The sequence below is a fragment of the Brevundimonas sp. ABV4_179 genome (genome assembly GCF_056311945.1).
In genome coordinates this window covers 2958231-2984073 of record NZ_CM149976.1, presented here as the reverse complement: position 1 = coordinate 2984073, position 25843 = coordinate 2958231, and the positions used below count along the sequence as shown (strand labels likewise).

General features: G+C 66.8%; 27 protein-coding genes. 15 read left to right on the top strand and 12 right to left on the bottom strand.

Annotated elements, in window-relative coordinates; genetic code table 11:
- The first annotated feature begins 111 nt into the window (after nucleotides 1-111).
- From ACYX4P_RS14610 to phoB, 6 genes are all read left to right on the top strand, one after another.
- Entirely contained in the window at nucleotides 112-1509 is a 1398-nt protein-coding gene (locus ACYX4P_RS14610; RefSeq protein ID WP_292048014.1) for an ATP-binding protein, read from the top strand.
- Nucleotides 1510-1662: 153 nt separating this feature from the next.
- The gene (gene pstC / locus ACYX4P_RS14605; RefSeq protein WP_312570538.1) at nucleotides 1663-3093 is read left to right on the top strand and encodes a phosphate ABC transporter permease subunit PstC; all 1431 of its coding nucleotides are present in this window, start codon (nucleotides 1663-1665) and stop codon (nucleotides 3091-3093) included.
- Nucleotides 3086-4390, top strand: coding sequence for a phosphate ABC transporter permease PstA (gene pstA, locus ACYX4P_RS14600; protein ID WP_248118894.1), 1305 nt, complete (start codon nucleotides 3086-3088; stop codon nucleotides 4388-4390). The genes pstC and pstA overlap by 8 nt, the downstream gene beginning before the upstream one ends.
- A gap of 4 nt (nucleotides 4391-4394) precedes the next feature.
- A complete protein-coding gene (gene pstB / locus ACYX4P_RS14595) occupies nucleotides 4395-5345 on the top strand; it encodes a phosphate ABC transporter ATP-binding protein PstB (RefSeq protein ID WP_248118895.1) in 951 nt (316 codons plus the stop codon).
- Nucleotides 5346-5349: 4 nt separating this feature from the next.
- Nucleotides 5350-6075: a phosphate signaling complex protein PhoU gene (phoU, locus tag ACYX4P_RS14590; RefSeq protein WP_248118896.1), complete on the top strand. Its 726-nt coding sequence runs from the start codon at nucleotides 5350-5352 to the stop codon at nucleotides 6073-6075.
- Nucleotides 6076-6095: 20 nt separating this feature from the next.
- Nucleotides 6096-6788 (top strand): phosphate regulon transcriptional regulator PhoB, encoded by a 693-nt coding sequence (phoB, locus tag ACYX4P_RS14585; protein ID WP_248118897.1) that lies wholly within the window; start codon nucleotides 6096-6098, stop codon nucleotides 6786-6788.
- Between the two features lie 41 nt (nucleotides 6789-6829).
- Here the strand turns inward: phoB and ACYX4P_RS14580 are convergent, their stop codons facing one another.
- Nucleotides 6830-7753: an Hsp33 family molecular chaperone gene (locus ACYX4P_RS14580; protein ID WP_248118898.1), complete on the bottom strand. Its 924-nt coding sequence runs from the start codon at nucleotides 7751-7753 to the stop codon at nucleotides 6830-6832.
- 200 nt (nucleotides 7754-7953) lie between these two features.
- Here ACYX4P_RS14580 and ACYX4P_RS14575 point away from each other — a divergent pair, with 200 nt between their 5' ends.
- The 3 genes from ACYX4P_RS14575 to ACYX4P_RS14565 all read left to right on the top strand — a co-directional run bounded on the left by ACYX4P_RS14575 (nucleotide 7954) and on the right by ACYX4P_RS14565 (nucleotide 12422).
- Nucleotides 7954-8493: a hypothetical protein gene (locus ACYX4P_RS14575; protein ID WP_248118899.1), complete on the top strand. Its 540-nt coding sequence runs from the start codon at nucleotides 7954-7956 to the stop codon at nucleotides 8491-8493.
- Nucleotides 8494-8614: 121 nt separating this feature from the next.
- Nucleotides 8615-10507 (top strand): phosphoglycerate dehydrogenase, encoded by a 1893-nt coding sequence (serA, locus tag ACYX4P_RS14570; protein ID WP_248118900.1) that lies wholly within the window; start codon nucleotides 8615-8617, stop codon nucleotides 10505-10507.
- Nucleotides 10508-10619: 112 nt separating this feature from the next.
- Nucleotides 10620-12422, top strand: a complete 1803-nt coding sequence (locus ACYX4P_RS14565) for an autotransporter domain-containing protein (protein WP_248118901.1) — start codon at nucleotides 10620-10622, stop codon at nucleotides 12420-12422.
- A 25-nt stretch (nucleotides 12423-12447) separates the two neighbouring features.
- On the opposite strand, the gene ACYX4P_RS14560 is transcribed toward ACYX4P_RS14565, so the two are convergent.
- Nucleotides 12448-13011 carry a GGDEF domain-containing protein gene (locus ACYX4P_RS14560; RefSeq protein ID WP_248118902.1) on the bottom strand — a complete coding sequence of 188 codons (564 nt, stop codon included), beginning with the start codon at nucleotides 13009-13011 and terminating at the stop codon, nucleotides 12448-12450.
- 175 nt (nucleotides 13012-13186) lie between these two features.
- Between ACYX4P_RS14560 and purE the strand changes: the two genes are divergently transcribed.
- Both purE and ACYX4P_RS14550 read left to right on the top strand, forming a co-directional pair.
- The gene (purE, locus tag ACYX4P_RS14555; RefSeq protein WP_248118903.1) at nucleotides 13187-13678 is read left to right on the top strand and encodes a 5-(carboxyamino)imidazole ribonucleotide mutase; all 492 of its coding nucleotides are present in this window, start codon (nucleotides 13187-13189) and stop codon (nucleotides 13676-13678) included.
- Nucleotides 13679-14761, top strand: coding sequence for a 5-(carboxyamino)imidazole ribonucleotide synthase (locus ACYX4P_RS14550; RefSeq protein ID WP_248118904.1), 1083 nt, complete (start codon nucleotides 13679-13681; stop codon nucleotides 14759-14761). It abuts the gene before it with no gap.
- A gap of 239 nt (nucleotides 14762-15000) precedes the next feature.
- Here ACYX4P_RS14550 and ACYX4P_RS14545 read toward each other — a convergent pair whose 3' ends face one another.
- Entirely contained in the window at nucleotides 15001-15648 is a 648-nt protein-coding gene (locus ACYX4P_RS14545; RefSeq protein ID WP_248118905.1) for a COQ9 family protein, read from the bottom strand.
- Nucleotides 15649-15835: 187 nt separating this feature from the next.
- Here ACYX4P_RS14545 and rpsU point away from each other — a divergent pair, with 187 nt between their 5' ends.
- Entirely contained in the window at nucleotides 15836-16078 is a 243-nt protein-coding gene (gene rpsU / locus ACYX4P_RS14540) for a 30S ribosomal protein S21 (protein WP_087120183.1), read from the top strand.
- 103 nt (nucleotides 16079-16181) lie between these two features.
- Here the strand turns inward: rpsU and ACYX4P_RS14535 are convergent, their stop codons facing one another.
- The 7 genes from ACYX4P_RS14535 to ACYX4P_RS14505 all read right to left on the bottom strand — a co-directional run bounded on the left by ACYX4P_RS14535 (nucleotide 16182) and on the right by ACYX4P_RS14505 (nucleotide 22632).
- Nucleotides 16182-17540 (bottom strand): ABC transporter permease, encoded by a 1359-nt coding sequence (locus ACYX4P_RS14535; RefSeq protein WP_248118906.1) that lies wholly within the window; start codon nucleotides 17538-17540, stop codon nucleotides 16182-16184.
- A complete protein-coding gene (locus tag ACYX4P_RS14530; protein WP_248118907.1) occupies nucleotides 17537-18484 on the bottom strand; it encodes an ABC transporter ATP-binding protein in 948 nt (315 codons plus the stop codon). The genes ACYX4P_RS14535 and ACYX4P_RS14530 overlap by 4 nt, the downstream gene beginning before the upstream one ends.
- A gap of 64 nt (nucleotides 18485-18548) precedes the next feature.
- Nucleotides 18549-20435 carry a CocE/NonD family hydrolase gene (locus ACYX4P_RS14525; protein WP_476069874.1) on the bottom strand — a complete coding sequence of 629 codons (1887 nt, stop codon included), beginning with the start codon at nucleotides 20433-20435 and terminating at the stop codon, nucleotides 18549-18551.
- 68 nt (nucleotides 20436-20503) lie between these two features.
- The gene (locus tag ACYX4P_RS14520; protein ID WP_248118909.1) at nucleotides 20504-21142 is read right to left on the bottom strand and encodes a M23 family metallopeptidase; all 639 of its coding nucleotides are present in this window, start codon (nucleotides 21140-21142) and stop codon (nucleotides 20504-20506) included.
- Between the two features lie 164 nt (nucleotides 21143-21306).
- Complete coding sequence (locus ACYX4P_RS14515; protein ID WP_248118910.1) at nucleotides 21307-21531, bottom strand: YdcH family protein; 225 nt, start codon at nucleotides 21529-21531, stop codon at nucleotides 21307-21309.
- A gap of 37 nt (nucleotides 21532-21568) precedes the next feature.
- Nucleotides 21569-22033, bottom strand: a complete 465-nt coding sequence (locus ACYX4P_RS14510; protein WP_248118911.1) for a TIGR02444 family protein — start codon at nucleotides 22031-22033, stop codon at nucleotides 21569-21571.
- Complete coding sequence (locus tag ACYX4P_RS14505) at nucleotides 22033-22632, bottom strand: UbiX family flavin prenyltransferase (protein WP_248118912.1); 600 nt, start codon at nucleotides 22630-22632, stop codon at nucleotides 22033-22035. The genes ACYX4P_RS14510 and ACYX4P_RS14505 overlap by 1 nt, the downstream gene beginning before the upstream one ends.
- A gap of 116 nt (nucleotides 22633-22748) precedes the next feature.
- On the opposite strand from ACYX4P_RS14505, the gene ACYX4P_RS14500 reads away from it, so the two are divergent.
- Nucleotides 22749-22922, top strand: coding sequence for a YdcH family protein (locus ACYX4P_RS14500; protein ID WP_248118913.1), 174 nt, complete (start codon nucleotides 22749-22751; stop codon nucleotides 22920-22922).
- Nucleotides 22923-22999: 77 nt separating this feature from the next.
- Here ACYX4P_RS14500 and ACYX4P_RS14495 read toward each other — a convergent pair whose 3' ends face one another.
- Nucleotides 23000-23665 carry a DUF1013 domain-containing protein gene (locus ACYX4P_RS14495; RefSeq protein WP_248118914.1) on the bottom strand — a complete coding sequence of 222 codons (666 nt, stop codon included), beginning with the start codon at nucleotides 23663-23665 and terminating at the stop codon, nucleotides 23000-23002.
- Between the two features lie 220 nt (nucleotides 23666-23885).
- Here ACYX4P_RS14495 and ACYX4P_RS14490 point away from each other — a divergent pair, with 220 nt between their 5' ends.
- The gene (locus ACYX4P_RS14490) at nucleotides 23886-24548 is read left to right on the top strand and encodes a beta/gamma crystallin-related protein (protein ID WP_248118915.1); all 663 of its coding nucleotides are present in this window, start codon (nucleotides 23886-23888) and stop codon (nucleotides 24546-24548) included.
- Here ACYX4P_RS14490 and ACYX4P_RS14485 read toward each other — a convergent pair.
- On the bottom strand, nucleotides 24545-25516 hold the full coding sequence (locus ACYX4P_RS14485) for an NAD(P)H-quinone oxidoreductase (protein ID WP_248118916.1): 972 nt from the start codon (nucleotides 25514-25516) through the stop codon (nucleotides 24545-24547). The genes ACYX4P_RS14490 and ACYX4P_RS14485 overlap by 4 nt on opposite strands.
- Before the next feature lie 88 nt (nucleotides 25517-25604).
- Here ACYX4P_RS14485 and ACYX4P_RS14480 point away from each other — a divergent pair, with 88 nt between their 5' ends.
- Nucleotides 25605-25808 (top strand): DUF1192 domain-containing protein, encoded by a 204-nt coding sequence (locus tag ACYX4P_RS14480; RefSeq protein ID WP_248118917.1) that lies wholly within the window; start codon nucleotides 25605-25607, stop codon nucleotides 25806-25808.
- The last annotated feature ends 35 nt before the right edge of the window (nucleotides 25809-25843 follow it).

Genomic DNA, 25843 nt, shown 5'->3' with positions numbered 1-25843 from the left:
AAATAAACCGTGCGGTGACGCTTGAATGGGGCGCCGCCCTGTCGAAGCGCCGTCACAAAATCCGTGCAAGGATCGGATGTCGCCGTGCATTTTTGAGGTCGCCGCCCCTCCATGCCTTATGAAATCTCGCCCTCTCCCGTCGCGCCGGTGTCCTCGTCGCGTCTGTGGACCGTGGGCGCCAGCATCGGCGTCGCCATTCTGATCCTGGTGGTGCTGGCGATCCTGCATCCCGAACTGGCGGACTGGCTGCTGGGCGGGGCGGTGATCGTGGCGGCGTCGGCCTGGTTGCTGAACATGCCGGGCGCGGCCGACGCCGCCCCGTCCGCCCTAGACGGGGCGACCGCCGATGCGACGACCGATGCGGTCGCCGGCGAACTGCTTGATCGGGTGTTCGAAGCGCTGGACGATCCGGTGCTGGTGGTCAGCGGCGGCGAGCCGGACGATATCGCGGGCCGACGTATCGTCATGGCCAATAACGCTGCGCGCGACCTGTTGCGCATCCAGCGACAGGGTGCGCTGCTGGTCCAGGTCATCCGCGAGCCCGGCGTGCTGGAGGCGGTAGACGAGGCCCTGTTCGGCGGCGCCTCGCGCACCACCGACTACACCACCGGCGGCCAGAGGGATCGGCGTTGGCGGGCCTGGACCCGGCCGCTGTCGGTCGCCGACGGCGTGGCGCCCGGGGGCGAGATGGCGCTGCTGATCCTGCGCGACGAGACGGATGCGCGGCGAACCGAGATGATGCGGGTCGATTTCCTGGCCAACGCCAGCCACGAACTGCGCACGCCGCTGGCCTCGCTGAGCGGCTTCATCGAGACGCTGAAGGGGCACGCGCGCGACGACGTGGCGGCGCGCGACCGCTTCCTGGACATCATGTCGGCGCAGGCGGATCGGATGGGGCGGCTGGTCGCCGACCTGCTTTCGCTCAGTCGCATTGAATTGAATGAACATATCCCGCCGTCCGGTCGTGTCGATCTGGACCGGGCCGCGTCCGACGTGGTGGACGCCATCAGCGTCCTGACGCGCGAAAAGGAAATCGCCATCGCCTTGGACCAAGGAGAGGCGCGGGCCTCGGTCAGCGGCGACCGTGACGAGATTCTCCAGGTGGTCCAGAATCTTTTGGACAACGCCGTCAAATATTCGTCACGCAACGGCACGGTCGAGATTTCCGTTCGGTCCGACCTGTCATTCGACGAGGCCTGGGCTTCGCGGATGCCGGGAGCCACGCGCCTGCCGCTGGTAACGCCCGATCGGACGGCGGGCGTTCTGTATGCCGCCGTCACGGTGCGCGATCACGGGCCGGGGATGGCGCGCGAACACCTGCCGCGCCTGACCGAGCGCTTCTATCGCGTCGAGGGGCAGAAGAGCGGCGAACGCCAGGGCACGGGCCTTGGGTTGGCCATCGTCAAACATATCATGAACCGCCACCAGGGCGGCTTGGTGGTGGAAAGCGCGCCAGGGATGGGCGCGGCCTTCACCGCCTGGTTCCCTCAACCGGGCGAGCGGCGCTAGGTCCTGTCGGCGGCGATGGGGGGAACCTTCGCTGTCACCCAACTGTCATCGACCCGTCTTAATCCGCTGACCATTCGCAGGCAGTAGTCGCGCCGCGTCGGTCCAGGTGTTCAGGGCCGCACGCCGATTCGCGCGCGTCGCTTCGGACTTCGAATGATCTGGATTTATCTGCTGATCCTCATGGCGCTGAGCGCGACCGCCTTTCTAGGCGGTCGAGAGCTGGCGCGTCGCCGCGCGATCGGCGCCAAACCGCATTCGCGCCCAGGCCAGCATGGCGCCTACGCCCTGATCTGGGTGGCCGCGCCGGCGCTGCTGGTGCTGGTCCTGGCCTCGGTTTTTTCAGCGCCGCTGCAACGTCAGCTGACGGCCTCGGGCACGCCTGAAGCGGTCGCCTCCTTGGATCATTTCCGCCGCGACGCCTTCTTCGCCGACGCCTATCGCGTTGGCCGCGGCGAGGCCGCCCTGCAGATCTGGGAGCGCCCGCTGGCCGAACAACTGCCGGTCGAGGCGCGTCGGATGGTCCGTATCGAGCGCACCCTGTCCTGGGGCGGGGGCGCCGCCGCTATCCTGGCCGCCATCTTGGGCGGTCTGTTCGCCCTAACCCAGATCAAGCCGAAGACCCGCGCGCGCAACCGTGTCGAGGGCTGGATCTATGGCGCCCTGTTCGTGTGCTCGGCCATCGCGGTCCTGACGACGCTGGGCATCATCGCCTCCCTGGCCTTCGACAGCTTCCGCTTCTTCCAGAAGGTGCCGGTTCTCGACTTCCTGTTTGGCACGCAATGGAGCCCGCAGATCGCGATCCGCGCCGATCAGGTGGGGTCGTCGGGGGCCTTCGGCGCCGTGCCGCTGTTCGCTGGCACACTGCTGATCATGGTGATCGCGATGTGCGTGGCCGCGCCCATCGGCCTGCTGTCGGCCATCTATCTGTCGGAATACGCCAGCCGCACGACCCGCGCGGTCATCAAGCCGCTGCTGGAAATTTTGGCCGGGGTGCCGACGGTCGTTTACGGCTTCTTCGCCGCCCTGACCGTGGGGCCGCTCCTGCGCGTCATGTTCAACGAGATCGGCCTGTTCCTGATCGGCGGGCCGCTGGACGGACTGGGCCGGTATCTGGCGCTGGTGCAGAACCAGATGGCCCTGACCGCCGGCGCCGTGATGGGCATCATGCTCATTCCCTTCGTGTCATCCCTGTCCGACGACATCTTGAACGCCGTGCCGCAGAGCCTGCGCGACGGTTCGTTCGCCATGGGCGCCACCAAGTCCGAGACGGTCAAGCGCGTGCTGCTGCCCGCCGCCCTGCCGGGCATCGCCGGCGCCCTGCTGCTGGCCGTGTCGCGCGCCATCGGCGAGACGATGATCGTGACCATGGCGGCGGGCCTGGCCGCCAACTTGACCTTCAATCCGCTGGATACGGTGACCACCGTCACGGTGCAGATCGTGACCCTGTTGACCGGGGACCAGGAGTTCAGCAGCGCCAAGACCCTGTCGGCCTTCGGCCTGGGCCTGACCCTGTTCCTGGTGACGCTGGCGCTGAACATCATCGCCCACCGGATCGTCCAGACCTATCGGGAACAATATGACTGACGCGACCCCCGATCGGATCGACGGCGCTTCCGCCAACGGGCGGCTGGAGCGTCTGCGTGCGGGGCTCAAGCGCCGCCACGCCAAGGAAACGCGCTTCAAATGGTATGGCCGCCTGGCTATCGCGGCCGCCATGCTGTTCCTGGCGATCCTGCTGGTCCGTATCGTCGAACAGGGCCATACGGCCTTCTACGCCCACACGGTGACGGTGCCGGTCTATATGGACCCCGCCCGCATCGACCGCGCCTATCCGCAGGGCTCCAACTTCGAGCAGATGGCGGCCGAGCAGCAGCTTCAGCGGATGGGCGTCGCCGACGATGCGGCCGCAACAAAGGCCGGCCAGATGAAGCGGTTGTTCTCGTCGGAGCTGAAGTTCGTCGCCGCCGATCTGGTCGCCAAGCGCGCCGAGGTCATCGGCGAGACCGTGCCCTTGGCCGTGCCGCTGTCGGATGACGCCGACCTTTATCTGAAGGGCGAAATCTCCAAGGCCACGCCGGAGGATCAGCGCCGTCTGTCCGATCAGCAGATCGCCTGGCTGGACAAGATGAAGGCCGATGGCGTCATCGGCGCCCACTTCAACACCGCCCTGTTCACCAATGGCGATTCCACCCAACCCGAGCTGGCCGGGGTGCTGGGCGCCGTGGTCGGTTCGGCGCTGATGCTGCTGGTCACGGCCCTGATCGCCATTCCGCTGGGCGTCGGCGCCGCCATCTGGCTGGAAGAGTTCGCGCCCAAGAACAAGCTGACCGACATCATCGAGGTCAACATCAACAACCTCGCGGCCGTGCCGTCGATCGTCTATGGCCTCTTGGGTCTGGCCCTGTTCATCAACTGGATGCACCTGCCGCGCGCCAGCCCCATCGTGGGCGGTCTGGTTCTGGCCCTGATGGCCTTGCCGACTCTGGTCATCGCCACCCGTTCGGCGCTGAAGGCCGTGCCGCCCTCGATCCGCGAGGCGGCCCTGGCCATGGGCGCGTCCAAGACCCAGACGGTGTTCAGCCACGTCCTGCCGCTGGCCATGCCCGGCGTCATGACCGGCGCCATCATCTCCATGGCCCACGCCTTGGGCGAGACAGCGCCGCTGCTGCTGATCGGCATGGTCAGCTTCGTGCCGGGCGTGCCGCACGCCATCGACCAGCCCGTCGGCGCCCTGCCGTCGCTGATCTACATCTGGGAGAACGCCTCGGAGCGGGCCTTCCACGAACGCACCGCCGCGGCGATCATCGTCCTGCTGGTCTTCATGATCATCATGAACGCGGCGGCCATCATCCTGAGGCGGCGCTTCGAGCGTCGGTGGTAAGAGAATGAAATTCCGTATTTTCCGCTCCGCCGAGGACCAGACGGGCGCAGGGCCGGTCGATCCGACCCAGACGCCGCGCATGGGCGGGCAGGTCCTGCCCGAGGTCGCGCCGGCGTCCGACGCCGCGCCGACGAACTTGCGAGCCGAAGACGCCGCGCCTGTGACAGGCCCGACCGCCGTCGACACGCCGCCGACGGGACCGATCAAGATCGCCGCGCGCGACGTCTCGGTCTTCTATGAAGGCAAGCAGGCGCTTTACGACGTCTCGCTGGACATCCCGGACAAGACCGTCACGGCCCTGATCGGCCCGTCGGGCTGCGGCAAGTCGACCTTCCTGCGGACAATGAACCGCATGAACGACACCATCGCCGGGGCCCGCGTCACCGGGCGGATCGCGATGGACGACGAGGACATCAACGACCGCGCCATCGACCCCGTGCTGCTGCGCGCCCGGGTCGGGATGGTGTTCCAGCGCCCGAACCCCTTCCCCAAGTCGATCTACGAAAACGTCGCCTACGGACCCAAGATTCACGGCCTGGTTTCGTCCAAGTCCGAAATGGACGGCGTGGTCGAAAGCGCCCTGAAGCGCGCGGGTCTGTGGGACGAGGTGGCCGACCGCCTGCAATCCTCGGCCATGGGCCTGTCGGGTGGTCAGCAGCAGCGTCTGGTCATCGCCCGCGCCATCGCCGTGAACCCCGAAGTGATCCTGATGGACGAGCCCTGCTCGGCCCTGGACCCCATCGCCACGGCGCGGATCGAGGAATTGATCGACGAACTGCGCGAGCGGTTCTGCATCGTCATCGTCACCCACTCGATGGCCCAGGCCGCGCGAGTGTCGCAACGCACCGCCTTCTTCCACATGGGCCGTCTGGTCGAGACGGGCGACACCGAAGACATCTTCCAGAATCCGCGCGAACGGCGCACCCTCGACTACATCACGGGACGCTTCGGCTAATCCGATGAACCAGCACACCGTCAAAGCCTATGGCGACGAACTGAACCAGATCACGGCCGAGGTCGCTCGCATGGGCGGCCTAGCCGAGGCCCAGGTCGCGGACGCCATCGATTCCGTCGCCCGGCGCGACATCGCCCTGGCGCGCGCGGTGGTCGAGCGTGACCTGAAACTGGATGCGCTGCACCGGGATATCGAGAAGAAGGCCATTCGCCTGATCGCCTTGCGTCAGCCGGTCGCCAGCGACCTGCGTCGCACCCTGGGCGCCATGAAGATCGCCACCGATCTGGAACGCACAGGCGACCTGGCCAAGAACATCGCCAAGCGCGCCCTGATCTTGGCCGAGGGCGAGCCGATGCAGCCGCTCACGCGCTCCATCGAGCGTATGGGACGGTTGGTGTCGACCCGCCTGCGCGACGTGCTGGACGCCTACACCGCCTCCGAGTTGGATCGCGCCGTCGCCGTCTGGCAGACCGACGACGAGGTGGACGAGCACTATAACGCCCTGTTTCGCGAACTGCTGACCTACATGATGGGGGATCCGCGCACGATCGGCGCCTGCACCCATCTGCTGTTCATGGCCAAGAACCTGGAGCGGATAGGGGACCACGCGACCAATATCGCCGAGACCGTCCACTACGAGATCACCGGCGACGACATCGTGGGCGAACGCCCGCGCGCCCAGCCCACGGCCGAGGATTCCGATCCGACGCCAAACCTTTCCACGCACTGACCCGAGACCGGAGACCCGACGTGCAGCCCTATATCCTTGTGATGGAAGACGAGGACGCGCTGGCGACCCTGCTTCAGTACAATCTGGAAAAGGAAGGTTACGACGTCACCGTCGCCGCCGACGGTGAAGAAGGGATGCTCCAGATCGACGAGCGCCAGCCTGATCTTGTTCTGCTGGACTGGATGCTGCCCAAACTGTCGGGCATCGAGGTCTGTCGCCGTATCCGGGGCAAGGCCGAGACGCGCAACCTTCCGATCATCATGCTGACGGCGCGCGGCGAGGAAAGCGACCGGGTGCGCGGTCTGGACACCGGGGCCGACGACTATCTGACCAAGCCCTTCTCGATGGTCGAACTGATCGCCCGTATCCGCGCGGTGCTGCGCCGCATTCGTCCCGGTCTGGCCGACGACCGGCTGAACCACGGCGACATCATCATCGACCGGGTGTCCCATCGCGTGAAGCGCGACGGCAAGGAGGTTCACCTTGGCCCGACCGAGTTCCGCCTGCTGGACCACTTCATGCAGCATCCGGGCCGGGTGTTCAGCCGTGAGCAGTTGCTGGACGCCGTCTGGGGCTCCGACGTCTATGTCGAGGCCCGCACCGTGGACGTTCACGTCGGCCGCCTGCGCAAGGCCCTGTCCATCGGCGACGACAGCGCCAATCCGATCCGCACCGTCCGCTCTGCGGGCTATTCGCTGGATCTGGAAGGCTAGATCAAAAGAGAGGGCGGCTCGCGGAGCCGCCCTTTTTTGGCTCAGATCTGCTCGGCGACCACCTCGTCGGGGTCCAGCGCATAGACGGTGGCGCAGTATTCGCAGGTGACGCGAATCTTGCCGTCGTCCTCAAGCATATCGGCGCGTTCGGCGGGGTCGAACGAAGCCAGGACCGAAGCGATCCGGTCGCGCGAACAGCGGCAGACGGCGGTCAGCTCGCGCGCGCCTTCCAGCCGGACCCCGTCCTCGTGGAACAGGCGGAACAGCAGGGTCTCGGGCGAGATCGTCGGGTCGATCAGTTCGTCGTCGGCCAGGGTGCCAAACAGGGCGCGGGTGCGGTCCCAGACCTCCTCGGTCGATCCGCGCGTCTCGTCGCCGGCGATGATCTGGATCATCGCCCCGCCTGCGCGCCATTGCGAACCGGTCTCCGTTTCGACCGCGCCTACCGCCAAGCGCACCTTGGTCGGCACCTGTTCGGACTGCTGGAAATAGTGTTCGGCCGCCAGCGACAGGCTTTCGCCCTCGATAGGAGTGATGCCCTGGGTGCGCTCGAAGTCGGGGCCGCGATCCAGAGTCATGACGAAAACACCCTGGCCCAGCAGCGACTTGGCGCCGGGACGGGAGAAGCCCTTGGACGCCTCGCCGACCTCGGCCTCGTCATAGCGGCAGTAGCCGCGCAGGGAGCCATCGGTGCCATAGTCGGCCACGACATAGCGCACGGGGCCGTCGCCCTGGGCCTGGACCAGCAACCGGCCGTCGAACTTCAGGCTGGAGCCGATCAGGGCGGCCAGGGCGCAGGCTTCGCCAAGCAGGGCGGCCACCGGCTCGGGATAGGCGTGGGCGGCCAGAATCTTGTCGATGGCGGCGCCTAGGCGAACCAGGCGACCGCGCACGGGCCAGCCCTCGATCTGGAAGGCGGCGGCCAGATCGTCGGAAATGGGAGTTTCGGGCGCGTGATCGGTCACGGCGGGGTCCTTTGGCGACGTCATTTCGGGATCGCGGCTATGTAGGCGCCGAGGCGGCCGTTGATAAGGGGCAATCCGGCGCGGGGTCAGGGCCATGCGACGCGCGGTCGACGGAACCCTTTTCCGCGCGGTTCGCTCTTTTCCGACAAGCGGAGCCGTCGCTCCGCCTGACACGCCATTTCGAGGAAAAGGTCCCGCCGATGATCCGCGACATCGATCCGATTGAAGAAATTCGCAAACATCCCGGCATCACGGCCGGCAGCCTGGCTGCCTTGGTGCTCGGCGCGGCGGCTGTCGTCTATCTGACGCAGCGCACCGGGCCGACCCGCTATCAGCGCATCAAGACCCGCATCGACCCGCGCGGATGGGTCGATACGGCCGAACTGCGCGACCGTTTCCACGATGCGGTGGACGCCTTCCGTCATCGTGCGGAAGAGGTGGGCGAACAGACCGCCGACTTCTCGCGCGAAGCCCGCCACCGCGCCGCAGACGCCGCCTATGACGCCCGCGACCGCGCCGATGCTTGGTTCCGCTCGGCGCGCAAGGGGTCGAAGAAGGCCATGAAGAAGCACGGCAAGACCGCGCGTCGATATGCGGACGACGCCGGGGCCTACGCCCGCGATCATGCGCGCGAGGGCGGGGCGCTTCTGGCCGTCGCGACCATCGCCGCCGCTGTCGGCGCCGCCGTGCTGGAAAGCCGCCGCCCTGACAGCCGCGTGCGCCGGATCGTGCGTTTCTGACATAGTCGTGCCGCCCCGTGGGTGAAACACCCGCCGAGCGGCATGGTTTAAGCGCAACTGTGCGCCGTCATCAGCATGGCTTGGCTATGCTGCGTGCGCGAAGGCGGCTAAGACGCGCCACATGACTGCGCGCCCCACTCTGATCTTCGACTTCGATTCGACCTTGGTCGATTTCGAGACCCTTGAGGCGCTGGCCGACATCGCCCTGACAGGTTCGGCCGACGCCGATGCGATCCGCGCCGAGATCGCATCGCTGACCGACAAGGCGATGGCCGGGACGCTGGATTTCGGCCAGGCGCTGCGCCAGCGTCTGGCGCTGCTCCCCCTGACCCGCGACCATGTGCAGGCGCTGGCGCAGACCGCGCCCGATCGGTTGACGGCCTCCGTTCGGCGTAATCTCAACTTCTTCCAGCAGAACACCGGCAAGATCGTCATCATTTCCGGCGGTTTCCGCGACGTGATCGCCCCCGTCGCTCAGGAACTGGGCGTTTCGCCGGACCGGGTGCTGTGCAACGACCTGATCTATGACGCCGAGGGGCGTGTGACGGGCGTCGATGAGGCCAACCCTCTGTCGCGCGATAATGGCAAGCCCGCCGCCATCCATGCCCTGAACCTGTCCGGTCGCGTCGTCATGATCGGTGACGGCTGGAACGATGCGGAGGTCAAGATCGCCGGGGCGGCCGACGCCTTTTACGCCTTCACCGAGGTCGTGCGCCGCGCGCCGGTGGTCGAAGTCGCGGACGCGGAAGCCGCCTCGCTGGACGAGGTGCTGCACGCCGAGGGCCTGGCCGGTCGTTGGTCCTTCCCGCGCAGCCGCATGAAGATGCTGCTCTTGGAAAACATCCACCCCGCCGCCGTCGAACGGCTGGAGGAGGCGGGCTATTCGGTCGAGACGCAGAAGGGCGCGCTGGACGAGGACGATCTGATCGCCGCCATCAAGGGCGTCCATGTGCTGGGCATCCGTTCCAAGACCACGGTGTCGCGCCGGGTGCTGGAACAGGCGGACAAGCTGATGGCCGTCGCCGCCTTCTGCATCGGCACCAATCAGATCGATCTGGAGGCGGCGTCCGATCACGGCGTGGCGGTGTTCAATGCGCCCTATTCCAATACGCGCTCGGTGGTCGAACTGGCCATCGGCCTGATGATCGTGCTGATGCGCGACGTCCCGGACAAGTCGGCGGCCATGCATGTGGGCCAGTGGAACAAGTCGGCTACCGGCTCCAAGGAGTTGCGCGGCAAGACCCTGGGCATCGTCGGTTATGGCGCGATCGGCAGCCAGTTGTCTGTGCTGGCCGAGAACCTGGGGATGCGGGTTCTGTTTTATGACCTGTCGGAACGGCTGGCGCTGGGCAATGCGCGGCGGATGCGGTCTCTGGACGCCCTGCTGGCCGAAAGCGACGTGGTGACGCTGCATGTCGATGGACGGCGTGAGAACGCCGACATCTTCGGCGCGGCCCAGTTCGGCCGGATGAAGGAGGGCGCGCTGTTCCTGAACCTGTCGCGTGGTCATGTCGTCGATGTCGGCGCCCTGGCCCAGGCCATGGGGTCGGGCCGGGTCGCCGGCGCGGCCGTGGACGTCTTCCCCGAGGAGCCGCGCACCAATTCCGATCCCTTCGAAAGCCCGCTTCAGGGGCTGAGGAATATGATCCTGACGCCGCATATCGGCGGCTCGACCGAAGAGGCGCAGGAAGCCATCGCCGAGTTCGCGGCCGAGCGGCTACTGGGTTATCTGAACCGGGGGGACACGACATTCAGCGTCAATCTGCCCAACGTGCAGTTGGCCGATGTGTCGGGCGCGCACCGCATCCTGCACATCCACAGGAATCAGCCCGGCGTGCTGGCCGAGCTGAACCGGGCGCTTGCTGCGGCGGGTCTGAACATCCTGGGCCAGCACCTGAAGACCGACGAACGCACCGGCTACGTCATCACCGACGTCGATCGCGACTATGACCCGGAGGCGCTGCGGGTGCTGAAGACCGTGCCCGGCACGTTGAAGTTCCGCACCCTGCATTAGGTCACGCCGCGCAAAATCTTCCGAAGGCTGACGTTACGGCATCTTGCCATCTGCGCTGACTGGCGCATCCTCACCGCAACGGCCGCGACCTACGACGGCTGGGGAGGTTCACATGTCACGCTTCATCACCGGCGGCGCCGTCGCCGCCTTGGCGCTGGCCGCCTGCGCCTTTGCAGGATCGGCCTCGGCCCAGACCTACAACCGTCTCGTCGTGTTCGGCGACAGTCTTAGCGACAACGGCAATCTGTATCTGATCTCGGGCGGGACCCAGCCGCCGTCGCCGCCCTACGCCCGTCGGTTCTCGAACGGGCCAACCTTCGTCGAACTGCTGGGCTTCAACGCCGTCAACTTCAACGGCTCGGTGTCGGGCAGCATCAACTACGCCTTCGGCGGGGCGCGCACCGACGCCTCCACCGGCGTGCCGTTCGGCATGTTGAACCAGCTGTCGCGCTATACGGCGGCGGGCGGGCGGTTCAACTCGACCGATCTGGTCAGCGTCCTGGGCGGCGCCAACGACATCTTCCAGGGGCTGCCGGTCGCCGGCGCCTCGGCCAGCCCGGTCGCGGCGATCACGCCCGTCGCCACCGGCGCAGCGGCCAATGTCACCACCCTGATCAACACCGTGGCGGGGGCCGGTGCGGGGACCATCCTGGTCACCAACCTGCCCAAGCTCAGCCTGACGCCCCAGTTCCGGGGGACGGTCGCCGCGCCGCTGGCTGATTACGCCGTCACGACCTTCAACACCGCCCTGCAGACGGGGCTGACGACCACGGCCGGCGCGCGGCCGGGCAGCAACATCATCATGATGGACCTGTTCAAGATCGGCGACACCCTGGCCGCCAACCCAGGCCTGTTCGGCATCACCAACATCACTCAGAGCTGCTTCAACGGGGTCACGGTCTGTTCGAACCCCGACAGCTATTTCTACTTCGACGGCGTTCACCCGACGGCGGCCGGGCATCGGATCATCGCCCAGCTCGCAACCGACTACCTCTACTACGGCGACATCGGCGCCCAATCGACGCTTCAGGGCGAAACGACCTATCGCCACCGCGAGGACGCGCTGGACGCCGCAAGCGACGCCCTGTCGGGTCGTCAGCCGTGGGAGGCGGGCGTCGCCGTCACCACCGCCGCCCTGATCGACAGCGTCGACACCGATGCGCGTGGGCCGGTCACAAGCGTCTCCAGCGACGGCTGGGGCGCGCGGATCGCGCTGGAGGCGGGACCGTCCGCCAACTGGCGCTTCGGCCTGGCCGGATCGGCGCGAAGGACGGACGTGGACAGCCAGGCGTTGCGGTTCAATGTCGAAAGCTTCGGCCTGGACGTCTATGGCGGCTGGCGCTCGGGCGATGTGTTCGTCAATGCGGCGGTAGGTGTGGCGCGCGACAATATCGACGACATCGAGCGCACCACCAGCCTGGCCCCCATCGTCCACATGGCCGAGACACGGGCGCTCACCACCGGCGCGCGACTGCAGGGCGGGATGTGGTTCGACATGGGCGGCTTCGCGCTGTCGCCGCGCGCGGCCCTGGCCTATGTCTCCAGCGACGTGGACGGCTATTACGAACAGGGCGTCGGGGCCCAGTATCAGTATGGCGACCGCACCGTGAAAGCCCTGACCGGCGAGGTGTCGCTGCGCGCCGAGGCGGAGATGGGGCGCTTCGGCCTGTTCGCCGAAGGGGGCTATCGTGACGCGCTGGACGACAGTTCCGATCCTGTCCGCGTCGGGCTTTACAACAACCCGGCCCAGGTCCTGTCGCGCGAGATCGACGATCCGTTCGGCGGTCAGTTCCTGGCGTCTGCGGGCGTGGAAGGCGCGGTCGGGCCGGTCAAGGTCACGATCGGCTATCGCGGTCGCTTCGGCGATCACGCCGAGAGCCATATGGGCGGCATCCAGTTGAAACTGCCGCTCTAAGGAGCGGCGCGGGGAGGGGGCGCGCTCAGCGCCCTTTCTTACGCACCCACATGGCGGCGTCGGCCTCGGCCAGCCACGCCTCTGCGTCTGTATGACCGTCCCAGGCTCGAACGCCGAACGATCCGCCCAACTCTGTTTTCTGGCCGTCCCAGACGAAGCCTTCGGTCTGCAGCGCCTGGGCCAGCTGACGCGCCTTGGCTCGGCCCTCGTCCAGTCCGGCGTGCAGCATCAGAAGCGCGAACTCGTCGCCGCCCATTCGGCCGACCGCATCCGATTCGCGCAGGTTCGCCAGAAACAGACGGGCCACGGCGATCAGGGCGGCGTCGCCTGCGGCATGACCCAGGGTGTCGTTGACGCTCTTGAAGCCGTCCATGTCCAGATACAGCAGAACCGCCGGCACGCCGTGCCGCTGGCAATAGGCCATGGTCCGCTGCAAGGCCCCGATGAAGCCGCGCCGGTTCAGGGCGGGCGTCAGCACATCGTGATCGGCGGCGGCCTCGGCGGCGGCGGCGCGCGACTTCCAGGCGTCCAACTCCAGGCGCAGGCGTGCGATCTCGGCGGTCAGGTCGTGTTCGGCCACGTCGGTCACGGCGCAGGATGGGCTCCGGTCGCGCGACTCACTCAAGGCGTCGCGCAGGGTGAAGCGATGGTAGAGCGTGATTCCGCGACATTGAAGTCGCCGCGCGTCGGAAACCGCCGGCTTGCGGTTGCGGGCGCCCCGTCGGTGCTGTAACGGGCGCCTTTCCGCGAGGGGCCTTGCAGACATGGCGACTTCCGAAACCCCGGTGGCGATCATCATGGGCAGCCGGTCAGACTGGCCGACGATGAGGCTGGCCGCCGACAAACTGGACCAACTGGGCGTCGCCTGGCAGGCCAAGGTCGTCAGCGCGCACCGTACGCCGGACCGTCTGGTTCAGTTCGCCACGGGCGCCAAGGCCGCCGGATACCAGGTCATCATCGCGGGCGCGGGCGGCGCCGCCCATCTGCCTGGCATGGCGGCCTCCATGACCGAACTGCCTGTTCTGGGCGTGCCGGTGAAGTCCAAGGCGCTGAAGGGCATGGATAGTCTGTTGTCCATCGTGCAGATGCCCGCGGGCGTGCCGGTCGCGACCCTGGCCATTGGCGAGGCGGGCGCCGCCAACGCCGGCATTCTGGCCGCGCAAATCCTGGCCCTGGCAGATGCTGCCCTGGCCGAACGGCTGACCGCCTTCCGCACCGCCCAGACCGAATCCGTCGCAGAATCCGTCGAGGACTGAGTGCCCAGCCTTCCGCTTCCCCCCGGTTCGACCCTCGGCATCATCGGCGGAGGCCAACTGGGCCGGATGCTGAGTCAGGCCGCCTCGCGCCTGGGCTTTGACGTCGTTATTCTGGACCCTGAGGCGAACAGCCCTGCGGGCCGGGTGTCGGCGCGTCAGATCGTCGCCGCCTATGACGACCCCGACGCCCTGACGGCCTTGGGCCGCGCCGCCGACGTCGTCACCTTCGAATTCGAGAATGTGCCGGCCGCTTCCATCGAAAGACTGGCCGAGGCCGGCGCCTTGGTCGCGCCGGGACCGACCGCGCTGCGGGTGTCGCAGGACCGGGCGGATGAAAAGACCTTCCTGAACGCTGTCGGCGCGCCGACGGTGCAGTTCGCGGTGGTGGACACGCTGGAGGACCTGATCGACGGTCTGACGGTGCTGGGCGTTCCGGCCCTGCTGAAGACGCGTCGCGAAGGCTATGACGGCAAGGGGCAGGTCTGGATTCGCGATATCGCCGATGCGGCGCAGGCGCTGGAAAGCCTAGGTGGTCGTCCGGCGATCCTGGAGGCAAAGGCCAGTTTCGTGCGCGAGTTGTCGGTTATCGCCGCGCGCGACTGGGACGGCCATATGGCGGTCTATCCGTTGGGTGAAAACAGCCATGAGGGCGGGGTCCTGCGCACGACACTGGCGCCCGCGACTGTGGACGACAAGACCCAAGTCCGCGCCCGCGCCATCGCCGAGGCGATTCTGGACGGGCTGGACTATGTTGGCGTGTTGGGGGTCGAACTGTTCGACTTGGGCGACGACATCCTGCTGGTCAACGAGATCGCGCCGCGCGTCCACAACACTGGTCACTGGACCCAGGACGGCTGCGTTTGCGACCAGTTCGAACAGCATATCCGCGCCGTGACGGGTTGGCCTCTGGGGCCGACCGCCGCTCATGCCCGCGTCGAGATGACCAATCTGCTGGGCGACGAGGTCGAACAGTGGCGTGACTTGGCGGGCAAGTCCGACGAGCGGCTGCACATCTACGGCAAGGCCGAGGCGCGCCCCGGCCGCAAGATGGCGCATGTGAACCGGATGCTAGGTTCGATTTAGCCGAATTTGACTTCGTCACATCTCACGACGTTGAGAACGCCATTGGGGATCGGTTTGCTTTCGACCCAGCAGACCTTTGGTTTCGTTCGCGATGGCGGCTCTTGATAAGACAGCCCGCCTAAAAGCGCTGACCCCGCTAAAACTCCGATCCCGCTCAGGACGATGGTCTTCCGCATCTCACAACCTCCGTTTACTGCGATTGTCGCACAGGTTGTTGGTTTCGGCAATCGTGGGATGCCCTAGGTTCTTGCCCCATACCGCATCCGACTCAGCGCCTCATTCACCCTACGGAACGGCGCGTCGAAATCCTTGCCTGCCTTCCATTTTTCGAAGGCCATGACGTTTTCGATGCGGCGGGCGACGAATTCTTCTGCGCGTTCACGACCGTCGAACCAGCGCATCGTCAGGGCTGGAATCAGGATGCCCGACAGGATGGTTCGCTTCGAATAATGGTTCCAATCGGTCGCCTCGTCGCCGGCCCAGCGCCACAGGTGGTCAGCGCTTTCCCAGGCCAGTTTCAGCCCTAGATCGGCGTTGGCGGGCAGGGCCAGGAAGGCGGCGCATCGGCGTGTGGCCTCAAGGTCGGCGGCGCCCGCCTCCATCCGCTCGGACACGGCGCGGGCGATTCTTTCGCGAATCTTCAACGACTTGGCGTCGATGGCGGACAAGGCCTGTAAGGCCCGCGAATCGTGGCGACGCGACAACAGGGCGGCCAGATCACGCGCGCCATTGGGCAGCAGCAGTTCTTCGTCGCCAAGGGACAGTCCGCTGGCCTCGCACGCCTCGCGCACCAGGCGCGCGTTCCAGCCCAGGGCGGGCGCGCGGGCTATGGCGGCGTCCAGCACGGTCTGCTCGGTGCGGTCGGCCCAGTCGGGGTTCTGTGTCATGGGGGGAACATACGCCTGTCGCGCGGGGGTTTCGAGCCTTCAAGAATGGTCGCGTTGAACTGGACAGGGCAGGGTGGGTCGTGTATCAGCGCGCCTTCATCCGAGGGCCTCGCTCCCGGAAGACGATTTTATTTTGTTCGCCCGTCTCCCTCACAGGACGCGGCGGGCGGCCAAAGGAGAGTTTAACCTGGTTCAGATTTTCGTCCGCGACAACAACGTCGATCAGGCGCTGAAGGCCCTGAAGAAGAAGATGCAGCGCGAAGGCAGCTTCCGTGAAATGAAGCGCCACGTGCATTACGAAAAGCCGTCGGAAAAGCGCGCCCGCCAAAAGGCTGAAGCTGTCCGTCGCGCCCGCAAGCTGGCGCGCAAGCGCGCTCAACGCGAGGGCCTGCTGCCCGCGCCGAAGCCGCGCGTTCCCGGCGGTCGTTAAGACCTCGGCGAAAGCCACAAGATTAGAGGCCGCTTCCGAAAGGAGGCGGCCTTTTTCGTGTCTCCTCCCCACCGCTTTCGCGACGGGGAGGATAGACGCCTGCCTAGTTCTGTCCTGTCACCGCCCGGCCGAACGTTTTCCAACTCAGCTTCACGTCCGACAGGGCGCCGGCGCGGAAGGCGCGGCCGGCGATCCAGACCATGAAGGCGGCCGTGGCGAACATGCCGATCAGGGTCAGCACGACCTCGATCAGGGGCGGATCGCTGGGCGCCCGCGCGCTCATCAGGAAGGGGGTGAAGAAGGGAATCCACGACAGCACCTTGACCACCGGCGCGTCCGGGCTGGTCAGGGCCATCTGCATGACCAGGATGGGCACCACCAAGATCATCATGATCGGCCCCATCAGCGTCTGGGCGTCGCGCGGCGTCTCGCAGAAGGCGCCGATGGCGGCGAACAGCACCGCATACATCAGATATCCGCCGACCATATAGGCCATGAAATAGAAGATCAGGCCGTCGTGCATCAGCGCCTGTCCGATGCTGGCCGCCACCTGGGGCGAGGCGGACATCAGGGTCGATGCGCCGATCCCGCCCCACACCGCCATGACCGTCAGCGTCAGCAGCGCCACCCCCAGCACCTTGCCGGTCAGAATCTCGGTCGTCGACGCCGAGGACAAAAGCACCTCCAGGATCTTGTTCGACTTCTCCTCCATCACGCTGTTCAGCAATATGGAGGCGCCGGTGATGACCAGCGACCACAGCAGGAAACCGGCCCCCAGGCCCACGAAGGACGGGATGCGGTCGCGCATCGACACCTCGGCTCCGCTGGCGGCGTTGGGGGAGAAGGCCTTCACCTCGGGCTGGAACGTCTGGATCTCGGTGGCCACGGCCGGAGGCACGCCAGCCTCGGCCAGCAGTTCGTTGCGGCGCGCATCGCGCAGGGCGCTGCGGACGAAGCCGGACACGTCATTGTCGGTGGCGCGGGCGGTCCAGACCTGGGCGGCGGGCTTGCCGTCGATCCGGTTCAGAAACACCACGGCGTCCAGGCGATCGGTCTTGGGCGTCTGCTTGTCCAGCGCCGTCTTGATGGCGGCGTCACGCGCCGGGCCGGTCGCATCGGCGATGGCGGCCGGCGCCGCGACCAAACGAATTTTTGGCGCGCTGATGGAGGCCATGGCGCGCCCGGCGCCGGCCTGACCCTTCTCGGCGGCGATGCGCAGCCGTTCGCCCTGCCGATCCAGATCGGCCTGCAAGGCGTCGCGGACCGTGGCGGCCAAGCCCGTGGCGGCGGGGCCCTGTTCGATCACGGCTACCGTCTTGATCGGCTCGGCCGACCGGATCAGCAGCGGGATGCCCCCGCCCAGCACGGCGAACATCGGAAAGGCCAGCAACGACAGCCAGAACCCCACCGTCTTGGCGTAGGCGACATATTCGCGGCGCGCGATCAGCAGGGTGCGCTTCATTGGACCGCCTCCGACGGCGAGGCGGGTTGGTCGGGATGGTCGCCGGTCAGGCCGATGAAGGCGTCGTGCAGCGTCGGCTCCTTTAAGGCGAAGCCGCGCACGTCCAGGCCGTTCAGGAAGGCGGCCTTCAACGTCTCTTGCCCCGCCGCGCCCGGCGACAGGGCGATTTTCAGCCGTCGCACGCCATCCTGTTCGGACAGGGTTTCGACCCCCGCTACGCCAGGCAGGGTCGCCGCCGCCTGGGCGTCGATGGCGCCGTCCAGATCAAGGAATCGGGGCGAGGTCGCCTTGGCCTGCTCGACCGTGCCTTCGAACGCTTTTCGCCCGCGCGCCAGCAGCACGACCTTGTCGCACAGCCGCTCGGCATGCTGCATCACATGGGTGGAGAACAAGACCGTGGCCCCGTTGGCCGCCAGATCGCGGATCATGGCTTCCAGCCCCTGCTGGTTCATGGGGTCCAGGCCCGAGAACGGCTCGTCCAGGATGACGAACTCAGGCTGGTGCACGACCGAGGCGATCAGTTGCACCTTCTGCGCCATCCCCTTGGACAGTTCCTTCATCTTCTTTTTCTGCGCGGCGCCCAGCCCCTGCTGCTCCAGCATGGTCTTGGCGCGACGGCGACCTTCCGCAGGGGGCAGTCCCTTCAGCGCGCCGAAAAAGGCGATGGCCTCGACCGGCGTCATCTTCTTGTACAGACCCCGCTCCTCGGGCAGGAAGCCGATGCGGTCGCGCACCTGACGTCCGTCGGCGGCGCCCAAAATCTCGATCCGACCCGCCGTCGCCGGTTGAAGCCCCAGGATCATCCGCAGGGTCGAGGTCTTGCCCGCCCCATTGGGACCCAGAAACCCGCAGATCGAGCCCTTCTGAACCTGAAAGCTCAGATCGCGCACCGCGTCGAAATCGCCGTATCGCTTGCTCACGCTCTCCAGCGTCAACGCCGCCATGTCGCCCCCTAATGTTGCAGCCGTCAGCCTATGGGCGTCGCCGCCCGGACGCCAGCCGCCAGAGCTATTTGAGAACCGGCAAGTCGATATAGGAGGCGTCCGCCCCGTCATGGTGCACGGCGTTGTCGGCGATAACACCCTCGCGTTCGCTTTCGTTCGGTCCGCCGGTGTTCAGATTCCTGACGAATTTCGGGAAGTTGGAGCTGGTGATCTCGACCCTGATCCGGTGGCCTGGCTGGAAGGTGTTGTTGATGGTCATCGGCGTCGGCTGAACCGTGGCGACCTGGCCGGGCGTCAGAGGCGTGGGCCTGTCGTAGCCGTCCCGATATCGCGCCCGCATGATGGTGTCGCCCAGGATATAGGCTGTCCCGTCCGGCGCCACATCCACCAGCTTGACCGCGAAGTCGGTGTCGGGCGCCGAGGACGACACCTTCAGCACCGTGTCGATGAAGCCGGTGACCTGCATCGGCTGGGTCAGCGGCTCGGACGTGTAGACCAGCACGTCGTTGCGCGCCTCGATCTGGCGTTGGTCGAAAGCGCCGGCGGTCACCAGACCGCCGTTGCAGCAATCGCCTCCGCCGATGGTCTGGACCGGGTTCATGGGATCGTAGCGATAGCGGTCGGCCGATTCTCCGGCCGGCGGCGCGTCCAGGCTCAACCGTCCGCCGCCGTTCAAACTGTTGGCCGCGCCGCCTGAGCGCAGATACATCCGCACCGTCTGTACGCCAGCCGGCGGCCATTGGGCGGCGGTGCGCCAGGCGTTCTCGCCCATGTTGAAATATTGGACGTGCGGCGTGCTCTCCGGGAAGGCGCGGCGCTCGCCCTTGAGCCAGCGGTCGAACCAGGCATGGACCAGGGCGTCGCTGTCGAAGCTGGCGTCGCCCAGCGCCCGGTCGCCGGAGCGATAGTTGGGCCCCAGGCCGGCGAAGGCGCAGTGGTTGTTCGGGCCGACCACCACATACTGGTTCTCGGCCGCCTCGCGATCCTGCGTCGACGCCCGTGCGTGATTGAACAGTTCCATGTTCGGGCCGATCGACACATCATACCAGCTGTTGAACCACAGGGACGGCACGCCCCAACCCATGTCGTCGTGATACAGGCCGCCCTGGCGCCAGGCCGGATCGGCGGGCGTGCGGGCGATCAACTGTTCGAAGGTGGCGGGCGGCTCACCCAGGTCAGACAGCATCTGATCGACCGGCAGGTGACGAATCTGGCTGGGCCAATTGACCTCGGGCTTCTTGGCGTCCAGGTCGTTGTAGAGGAACAGCCGTGCGCGGGTCTTCTGATCGATGTCGGCTGGAACCTGCGCGCGCAGCGGATTGTCCACCCCGTACAGCCAGACGAAGAACAGGTTGCGTGGCACGCCGCCGGTGTACCAGTTGCCCTGTTCCTGGAACCGACCGACCTTGCCGATGCCGGCGCCGGAAGCCTGGGGCACCATGGCGGCGTGGGCCGGGTGGTTCTGCGCCGCCAGGGCCAGTTGCCATTCGGCGGACGATGAGCAACCCAGCGTGCCCACCTTGCCGTTCGACCAGGGTTGAGCCGAGATCCAGGTCAGGGCGTCGTAGCCGTCGGTCTGCGGATAGCCCAGGATCTGGTAGTCGCCGCCCGAGAAATAGCGCCCGCGCTCGTTCTCGATCACGAAGGCGTAGCCTCGGCTGACCCAGGTCAGGGCCGTCCGTGTCGTGCGGGCGTTGTTGGCCAACTCGTTATAGGGTGTCCGCACGAAGACAGTGGGCAAAGGCGCAGTCGCGTTCTTGGGCCGATAGACATTTGTCGCCAGTCCGACCCCGTCCCGCATCGGCACCATGACCGCCGTCTGCACATCGGCGATGCGCGACAGCTCGGTTTGGGCGGCGGCGTCGCTATAGCGACCATAATCCTGCGCCGATACGGCGAGGGGCGACAGCGCCAGAATCCCGGCCACGACGGCGGCGACGAACCTGTTCATTTCCGATGCCCCTCCCAAGGCGCGGGAAGGTTAGGCCGATTGGTCCGCGGGCGGCAAGGCTAAGGTCGTCAGGCCTTGGGTTTGACGGCGATCTCGAAGTGGCGGTCCATGACCTTGGTCGGATTGACCTGGGCGCCGTCGCGGCGGACTTCGAAATGCAGGTGAGGGCCGGTGGAATAGCCGGTAGAGCCGACCAAGCCGATGCGCTGTGCGGGCGTCAGGCGATCGCCGCTGGCCACGTCGATGCGGCTGAGGTGGCCGTAAAGGGTGGTCATGCCGTTGGGGTGGCGCACTTCGATGAAATTGCCATAGCCCCCAGCGTCATAGCCGGTGCGCAGCACCTGTCCCTCGGCGGCGGTGAAGACGCTGGTGCCCTGGGGGGCGGCGATGTCCACGCCCTTGTGGGCGCGGGCCTTGGCCTCGATGGCCAGTTTTCGCAGGCCGAAGACCGAGTTGATGGCGTAGCCGCGCACCGGGGCGGTGAACACAATCTGGCGCGTGACGGGGCCGGCCTTTTCCGCCTGGGCCTTGATGGGCGGGGCGACGGGGGCGGCGATGGGCTTTGACGTGCGGTCGGGCGCGGGGGCGACGTTCGGGGCGGCGGCGGCGGCGAAGACGGCCACGGCGGCGAAGGCGGCCGTCTGGCCGGAGTGGATCAAAAGGGTCTTGCAGCGCGCCATCGGCGCGTCGGTCAGCAGGCGTCGCATTCGGCGGCGTCTCCAGCGTATTTACGCTCTGGAATTAAGGAACGCGGCGTTCGACGACGCACGGCGTTCCGTGGAAGGCCGGCTTATGCCCGGGGGCTGGGGCGACTTTGGGGCCTGGTCTGGGCGGCGGATGGTCGCAGGACGGAACCGGGCCGTGCCGACGTTCAGGCGATGATGTCGGGCAGGATGACGTCCTCGATCTTCACGATCTCGTCCTTCAGGGCCAGCTTTCTTCGCTTGAGTCGGGCGATCATCAACTGGTCCGGCAGCGTCGCCTGGCTGAGCGCGTCGATTGAGGCGTCCAGGTCGGCGTGCTCCTGGCGCAGCAGTTTGACGCGGGCGTGCAGGGCCGCTTCTTCCTCGCTGATTTCAGGCAGGTCGTCGTTCATCGTCTGGTCCCCGAAGGCGCTTATAGCGACGCCGGCTTCAGGCCGGAAGGGCGTCGGCCAGGCGGATCAGCGCCGGGCGAGGGGTGACGGCGGCCCAGATCCTGGCGGTGGCGGCCAGGCCCTCGATGGCGGCACGAGGCGGAGCGCTGGGCTCGGGCGCCAGCGCCTCCAGCGCCTGAAGAAGATGGCGTTCGGCCTCAAGCTCGACCGCCTTGACGCGGTTGCGGATCGTCTCGCGCGGGCCGTCGTCGATGTCGGACACAGGCGCTTTCAGGATGCGGCGCATGGCCCGCAACGGCGTCACCACCACCCCGTCCCAGGCGCGGGCGGTGTCGCAGGCGGCCTCTATCGTCTCCTCGTCCGGCCGCCGACCCGTAGCGGCGGCCCAGGCGGACCACAGCAGCAGCGGCACGTTCTGTTCGTGATGGTCCTGCAGCGCCAGACAGGCGTCGGAAACGCCCGGGTCGCCATAGGCGGCGACGGCCCAATCCCACAAACTCATCAGCTCAGACCCTTCCAGCGCCGCACGGCGCTCCAGTCTAGGCCGAACAGGTCCAGCGCGCGGCCCACCGACTGGTCGACCATCTCCTGGATCGAGGCGGGTCGGGCGTAAAGGGCGGGCAGGGGCGGGGCGATGACGGCGCCCATTTCGGCCAGGGCCGTCATGGTGCGAAGATGGCCAAGGTGAAACGGCGTCTCGCGCACCATCAGGACCAGCGGTCGCCGTTCCTTCAAAGTGACGTCCGCCGCCCGGGTCAACAGGGTCGAGGTCACGCCCGTCGCGATCTCGCTCATGGTCTTGACCGAACACGGCGCCACGATCATGCCCAGGGTGCGAAACGAGCCGGAGGCGATGGTCGCGCCCACATCGGCCAGCTTGTGCACGACGGACGCCTTGGCGGTCAGCGCCTCCGGCGTCAGATCGGTCTCCTGCGACAATGTGAGCAGGGCGGCCTTGGTCACCACCAGATGGCTCTCGACGCCCAAATCGCTCAGCGCATCCAGCGTCCGCGCGCCATAGATCGCGCCGGAAGCCCCTGAAATTCCGACCACCATCCGGGCGGGCGGGTTCCGTATGGCTCCGTTCACATCATCGACCATTTTTGCGGTCAGCCTCCAACCTGTCCGACGAAGCGGGCTGTCACCGGAATGTGATTCCACAGCCTGCCAAACCGGGCGCTCACTCTACTGGTCCCTAACCTGAGGAGGCGCAAGCCATGACCATCGAGGCTCGTATTCGCGAACTGGGTAACCGTCATCGCAATCTGGATCAGACGATCCAGAAGGAACTCGCCCGGCCGTCCGTGGACACGTTGCAGGTCAGGGAGCTGAAGCAGAGGAAGCTTCGGCTCAAGGAAGAGATCACCAGCCTGGAGGCCCGCACCCACTAAACGGCGTCAGGCTTCCTAGAACGACGACGGCCCCGGAGATTGCTCTCCGGGGCCGTTTTGTTCTGGAAGACCTTATGTCAGTTCTTCGAACCGAACACCGACTCTGCGGTGGGCTCGGCGCTGGGGCGCTGGCGGGCTTCGGGGACGAACTCGGGCTCGGCCTCGACTTCCTCCACGGGCTGGATCGTGCCGCCGCCCTTCTTCAGGTCGTCCTTGGCCTTCTTGTCGGCGGCCTTCTTGACGATCTCGTCCAGGGCCAGCTGGCCGACCAGGCCCAGGGTCACCGGATCGACTGGCTTGATGTTGGCCGAGTTCCAGTGGGTGCGGTTGCGCACGCTCTCGATGGTGGACTTGGTGGTGCCCAGCATCTTGGCGATCTGGGCGTCGGTCACCTCGGGGTGGTTGCGCACGAACCAGGCGATGGCGTCCGGCCGGTCCTGGCGACGTGAGACGGGAGTGTATTTCGGCGCCGGTTTGGCCGATTTCAGCAGTTCGGCGTGGCGGCTGACGATGGCCTTCATCCGATAGTTTTCGTCGGCTTGCGCCTTGTCCAGCTCTTCGCGCGTCAGCTGGCCGCCGGTCACAGGATCGACGCCGCGAATGTCGCGCGCCACATCGCCGTCGGCGATGCCGCGGACTTCCAGCGGGTGAAGACCGCAGAAATCGGCGATCTGCTCGAAGCTGAGGGAGGTGTTGTCGACCAGCCAGACCGCGGTGGCCTTGGGCATCAGAATGTCGCTCATGGGGCGTTCGTCCCGGTGTTGTAGGAGCCGCCGAATGAGGCTTCGGCTGGCGTTGGATACGACGGCGCCCGGCCTTTCGACCGGGCGCTTATGATTTCGATATAGGCCTATTCGCGCGAAAAGAAAACGCCGCCCGACAATCGCATACAGCAACGGTTCATCCGTCCGGTGCAACCCTTGCGGTAGTGAAGGCTTTGAGCCTCAGGGAGAGGAGAACCCCATGTCCATTCTACTTTCGGCCGCCCTGGCCGCCGCGATGGCTGGTCAGGACTACAGCACCCAGCGGGTCGCACCCCGTGGCGGCTACAGCCAGTCATGCACCGAGGCCTACACAAATCGTGGTCGGCTTTACGCCGATTGTCGTGACGTCCGTGGTCGGATTCGTGGGACATCCATCGAACTGGCGCGGTGCGGCAACGAAGAGATCAACAACGACAACGGCCTGCTGGTCTGCGGTCGCTTTCGTGGCGACTATGAGGACAGCCAGCCTGGGCGGCCTGGCGGTGGTTGGAGACCTGGCGACGGCGGCGGCTGGGGATCGGGCAACGGCGGTCCGGGCCATGGCGGGCCGGGTTGGGGCGGCCCCGGTTGGGGCGGCGGAAATGGCGGTTGGGGCCGATCCTCGATCGTCGTCTATGAAAACTCTAACTTCCGGGGCGCTTCGCGCGAGTTCACCAGCGAGGATCGCAACCTGGGCCGCACCCCGTTCAACGACCGCATCAGCTCCGTGCGCGTGCAGGGCCGGTGGGAGGTCTGCACCGACGCGGAGTTCCGGGGGCGCTGCAGGATTGTCGAAGGCGACATCCGCAATCTGATCGGCGGATTCAACGACAGCATCTCGTCGTTGCGTCCAGTCGACGGCGGCTGGCGTCCCCGCCGTTAGACCTGCAGCATGATCTTGCCGATGTGCCCGCCTGCCTCCAGTTCGGCGTGTGCATCGGCCGCCTGCGCCAGCGGATAGACGGCGTCAATGGGCGGTTTGACCGCGCCGGATGCGATCCAGAGCCATGCCTTGGCCTCCACCGCTGCGGCTAGTCGCGCCTTTTCGTCCGCAGAGCGGCTGCGTAGCGTCGATCCTGTCAGGGTCAGGCGTTTCAGCATGATCCGCTGCAGGTCCATCTCGACATTCGGGCCAGTCAGCGACGCGATCACCACCCAGCGTCCGCCGGCCTTGAGGCTGTTCAGGTTCAGATGGGCGTAGTCGCGTCCCACCATGTCCAGCACGACATCGGCGCCGCCCGCAGCCTTGATACGCGCTTCCAGATCGTCCGTTCGGGCGTCCAGGCTGACGTCGGCGCCCAGATCGGCCGCCGCCTTCGTCTTGTCGGCGCCGCGAGAGGTGGCGATGACGGTGGCGCCCGCCGCCTTGGCCATCTGGATCGCCGTGACGCCGATGCCGCTGGTCGCGCCATGGATCAGAAGCGTCTCGCCGGCTTTCAGGGCGCCCGCCTCGAACACATTGGCGAAGACGGTGAAGACTGTTTCGGGCAGGGCGGCCGCCTGAACGAAATCCAGTCCCTCCGGGATCGGCAGGACGTGGCGGGCGTCCACCACCGCCTGTTCGGCGTATCCGCCCCCACCCAGAAGCGCGCAGACCCGGTCGCCGACCTGCCAGCGCGTGACGCCTTTCCCAACCCGAGCGATCTCGCCGGCGACCTCCAGCCCCAGGATGTCGGACGCGCCGGGCGGCGGGGGGTAGGCGCCGGTCCGTTGCAGCAGGTCCGGCCGGTTAACCCCCGCCGCCCGCACGCGGACGACCACCTGTCCCTGTCCGGCGACGGGATCGGGACGTTGCGCGACCTTCAACGCCTCGGCCGGCCCAGCGCCGCCTTCGATCTGGATGACCCGCATCGCACTCGCCTTGCTTTCGTCCGTGTCAGGGCGTTCAGATAGGCGCCCCGGCCCGCCTTGGCCATCACCGGAACGAAAGGCGCAGACGATGTTCGAGGATTTGGAGCCCCGGCCCCGGCGCGGCGAACCGCTGCGCGCCCTGTCGCGCGAAGATCTGGACGTCTATTCCATCGAGGATCTGGAGGGACGCATCGCCGCCTTGGACGACGAGATCGCCCGCACTCGCGCCGCCATTGAGGCCAAACGGTCCAAGAAAAACGCCGCTGACGCCCTGTTCAACTTCGGATCCTGATCGCGAAAGCCGTCGCGGCATGGCATGAGCGTTGC

Coding starts and splice junctions, on each gene's coding strand:
- ACYX4P_RS14485 (WP_248118916.1), bottom strand. CDS start 25,516: ATGCGGGTCATCCAGATCGAAGGCGGCGCTGGGCCGGCCGAGGCGTTG.
- ACYX4P_RS14480 (WP_248118917.1), top strand. CDS start 25,605: ATGTTCGAGGATTTGGAGCCCCGGCCCCGGCGCGGCGAACCGCTGCGC.
- pstB (WP_248118895.1), top strand. CDS start 4,395: ATGAAATTCCGTATTTTCCGCTCCGCCGAGGACCAGACGGGCGCAGGG.
- serA (WP_248118900.1), top strand. CDS start 8,615: ATGACTGCGCGCCCCACTCTGATCTTCGACTTCGATTCGACCTTGGTC.
- ACYX4P_RS14535 (WP_248118906.1), bottom strand. CDS start 17,540: ATGAAGCGCACCCTGCTGATCGCGCGCCGCGAATATGTCGCCTACGCC.
- ACYX4P_RS14495 (WP_248118914.1), bottom strand. CDS start 23,665: ATGAGCGACATTCTGATGCCCAAGGCCACCGCGGTCTGGCTGGTCGAC.
- ACYX4P_RS14545 (WP_248118905.1), bottom strand. CDS start 15,648: ATGACACAGAACCCCGACTGGGCCGACCGCACCGAGCAGACCGTGCTG.
- ACYX4P_RS14505 (WP_248118912.1), bottom strand. CDS start 22,632: ATGGTCGATGATGTGAACGGAGCCATACGGAACCCGCCCGCCCGGATG.
- ACYX4P_RS14500 (WP_248118913.1), top strand. CDS start 22,749: ATGACCATCGAGGCTCGTATTCGCGAACTGGGTAACCGTCATCGCAAT.
- ACYX4P_RS14520 (WP_248118909.1), bottom strand. CDS start 21,142: ATGCGACGCCTGCTGACCGACGCGCCGATGGCGCGCTGCAAGACCCTT.
- ACYX4P_RS14490 (WP_248118915.1), top strand. CDS start 23,886: ATGTCCATTCTACTTTCGGCCGCCCTGGCCGCCGCGATGGCTGGTCAG.
- ACYX4P_RS14510 (WP_248118911.1), bottom strand. CDS start 22,033: ATGAGTTTGTGGGATTGGGCCGTCGCCGCCTATGGCGACCCGGGCGTT.
- ACYX4P_RS14515 (WP_248118910.1), bottom strand. CDS start 21,531: ATGAACGACGACCTGCCTGAAATCAGCGAGGAAGAAGCGGCCCTGCAC.
- pstA (WP_248118894.1), top strand. CDS start 3,086: ATGACTGACGCGACCCCCGATCGGATCGACGGCGCTTCCGCCAACGGG.
- ACYX4P_RS14525 (WP_476069874.1), bottom strand. CDS start 20,435: ATGAACAGGTTCGTCGCCGCCGTCGTGGCCGGGATTCTGGCGCTGTCG.
- phoU (WP_248118896.1), top strand. CDS start 5,350: ATGAACCAGCACACCGTCAAAGCCTATGGCGACGAACTGAACCAGATC.
- ACYX4P_RS14565 (WP_248118901.1), top strand. CDS start 10,620: ATGTCACGCTTCATCACCGGCGGCGCCGTCGCCGCCTTGGCGCTGGCC.
- pstC (WP_312570538.1), top strand. CDS start 1,663: ATGATCTGGATTTATCTGCTGATCCTCATGGCGCTGAGCGCGACCGCC.
- ACYX4P_RS14610 (WP_292048014.1), top strand. CDS start 112: ATGCCTTATGAAATCTCGCCCTCTCCCGTCGCGCCGGTGTCCTCGTCG.
- ACYX4P_RS14575 (WP_248118899.1), top strand. CDS start 7,954: ATGATCCGCGACATCGATCCGATTGAAGAAATTCGCAAACATCCCGGC.
- purE (WP_248118903.1), top strand. CDS start 13,187: ATGGCGACTTCCGAAACCCCGGTGGCGATCATCATGGGCAGCCGGTCA.
- ACYX4P_RS14530 (WP_248118907.1), bottom strand. CDS start 18,484: ATGGCGGCGTTGACGCTGGAGAGCGTGAGCAAGCGATACGGCGATTTC.